The sequence below is a fragment of the Ruegeria sp. AK4 genome (genome assembly GCF_056541025.1).
Map to the genome: position 1 here is coordinate 1 of NZ_JBQFXS010000060.1, position 2608 is coordinate 2608.

The window sequence follows — 2608 nt, forward strand, 5'->3', positions numbered from 1 at the left end:
CAACTGGCTGGGCGCTGAGGCCCGGTGTGGTACGTTGCCGAGCAGGAAACGCGGACTTGCCCTATGACGCAACGTAACTTACTACTGCTTTTGGATGCCTAAAAGTATGGGTAACTTCCTACCCAAAGCGGTAAAAATACCAGTGTATACCAAAACCGTTCCTACCCGTTCGGGTGGGTTTCGGAAAAATCAGGGCAAAATCAGATGATTGACCTCTGCAATAGCCGGATCGACATCATGCTTGCGGATGGCAATCCGCTGGTTCTGTCCGCCATGTCCGAGATTTTCGAGCGCGACCCCCGATTCTCTCTGGTCGCGACATCGGCCACCGCCGAGGGGTTTCTGGGAACGGCAATGCGGGTCCCGGTTCAGGTCGGTGTGGTGGACTGGAACCTGCCGGTTCTGGGCGCGGCCAAGCTGATCGAGGTGATGCGCGAGCAGGCCAACGCGCCGCGCTTCGTTGTCTATGGCGATGCGACCGGCGATATTCCACGGCTGGCGATGCAGGCGGGGGCGGCGGGCTTCGCCGCCCGGTCCACCGAGGTTGAGGGCCTGCTGAAAACCTGCGCCGATGTGGCCGCTGGCAAGATGGTGTTTCCGTTCATCGATGTCCGCAAGATGCAGCAGGACCCGATCCAAAACCTGTCCCGGAAAGAGCGCGCCATTCTCGAGGCCTTGGCCCGGGGTCTGTCCAACCGCGAGCTGTCCAAGGAACTGCAGATATCGACCAACACGGTGAAATTTCACCTCTCCAACATCTATGAAAAGCTGTCGGTCAAGAACCGGGCGCAGGCGATTGCGTTTTACTATTCATCCCGCGCCGCATCGGACTAGGTGGATTGCATGTCTGCCCAATCAGGGGTGGCTTCTGCGTCAGCCCTCCGCGCGTATCAGATCGCTGGCCTTTTCGCCGATCATGATCGCGGGCGCATTGGTGTTGCCGCTGACGATTTCCGGCATGATCGAGCAATCGGCCACCCGCAGGTTCGCGATGCCGTGTACCTTCAGTTTTGCATCGACAACAGAGGCCCCGGCGCGGCCCATCGCGCAGGTGCCGGTCGGGTGATAGATCGACGCCGTGTTCGATCTGGCCCAGTCCAGAGTGCCTTCGTAATCGTTGCAACTCAGATCTGCGGTTGGCCGGAACTCCTCGGAAATCTTCGAGGCCAGAGGGTTCTGCTTGGCGATCCTGCGGGCGATGTTCACGCCGTGGACGATGGTTTGGCAATCGGTCTCGGTGGACAGGTAATTCGGGATGATCTTGACATGTTTCGACGGGTCCGGGCCGTCCAGCCTGAGTTCGCCGCGGCTTTCCGGGCGCAGTTGGCAGACCGACATTGTGAAGGCCGAAAACGGATGCACGCCCTCGCCGGGGCTGTCGGCGGACCAGGGTTGCACATGGAACTGAATGTCGGGCGTTTCGACCTCGGGGCGGGTTTTCAGGAACCCGGTGGCAAGGCTGGCCGCCATGGTCATCGGCCCTGCACGGAACAGCGCGTATTTCAGCGCGATGCGAGCCTGGTTGAACAGGCTGCGGACCTCGTCATTCAGGGTCGGTTCATTGCATTTGAACACCAGCCGCGCCTGCAGGTGATCCTGCAGCCCCTTGCCGACGCCGGGCAGGGCGTGCATGGGGTCGATGCTGTTTTCCTTCAGATGATCGGGGTCTCCGATACCCGACAGCATCAGGATTTGCGGTGAGTTGATCGCCCCGCCGGACAGGATGATCTCGCGCCGCACCGTCAGGGTTTGTTCCGCGCCCGAGCGATCCCGGTAGACCAGTCCGGTGGCCTTTTTCCCCTCCAGAATCACCCGCGTCACCAGCGCCTTGGTGATGATGTTCAGGTTCTGGCGGTTGCGGATGGGCTTAAGGTAAGCCACCGCCGCGCTGCAACGGCGCCCATTGCGGGTGGTCAGTTGAAAGTACCCCACGCCCTCTTGCTGCGCGCCGTTGTAATCGGGGTTGAACGGGTAGCCCGCCGCCTGCGCGGCTGCGACCCAGGCGTCGCAGATCGGGCGTTGAATGCGCATGTTGGACACCGATAAGGGCCCGCCGACGCCGTGAAACTCGTCCGCGCCGCGTTCCTGATCCTCGCAGCGTTTGAACAGGGGCAGCACGTCGTCCCAGCCCCAGCCTTCGTTGCCCATCTGACGCCAGCGGTCATAATCCTCTTTCTGGCCACGGACATACAGCAACCCGTTCAGCGAGGATGAGCCGCCCAGCACCTTGCCCCGCGGCCAGTCGATGGAGCGGCCATTCAGGCCGGGATCGGGCTCGGTCCGGTAGCACCAGTCGACCGAGGGGTTATGCATGGTTTTGAAATACCCGACGGGAATGTGAATCCAGGGGTTGGTGTCGCGCCCGCCGGCCTCGAGCAGGGCCACGGTCGTGCCCGGCTCGGCGCTTAGGCGATTGGCGATAACGCAGCCCGAAGACCCGGCCCCGACGACAGCATAGTCCACTTCCATAATCACCTCCCTGAAACTGGTTTCAAAAAGTTCTAGCCAAACGCTGAGAAATATACTAGCGTTTTTTGATACAAAACGTCTCAATAATTGCGATCAGGGAGGTAAGCAATGGAGATCGGCAAGAAACTAAGTGGTATTT

2 protein-coding genes are annotated in these 2608 nt (G+C 60.5%); one reads left to right on the forward strand and one right to left on the reverse strand.

What is annotated here, in order from left to right; translation table 11 throughout:
• Window positions 1–204 precede the first annotated feature (204 nt).
• Entirely contained in the window at window positions 205–834 is a 630-nt protein-coding gene (locus ACR0EZ_RS25795) for a LuxR C-terminal-related transcriptional regulator (RefSeq protein WP_480617686.1), read from the forward strand.
• Window positions 835–873: 39 nt separating this feature from the next.
• Here the strand turns inward: ACR0EZ_RS25795 and ACR0EZ_RS25800 are convergent, their stop codons facing one another.
• On the reverse strand, window positions 874–2469 hold the full coding sequence (locus ACR0EZ_RS25800) for a GMC family oxidoreductase (RefSeq protein ID WP_480617687.1): 1596 nt from the start codon (window positions 2467–2469) through the stop codon (window positions 874–876).
• Between the last annotated feature and the right edge of the window lie 139 nt (window positions 2470–2608).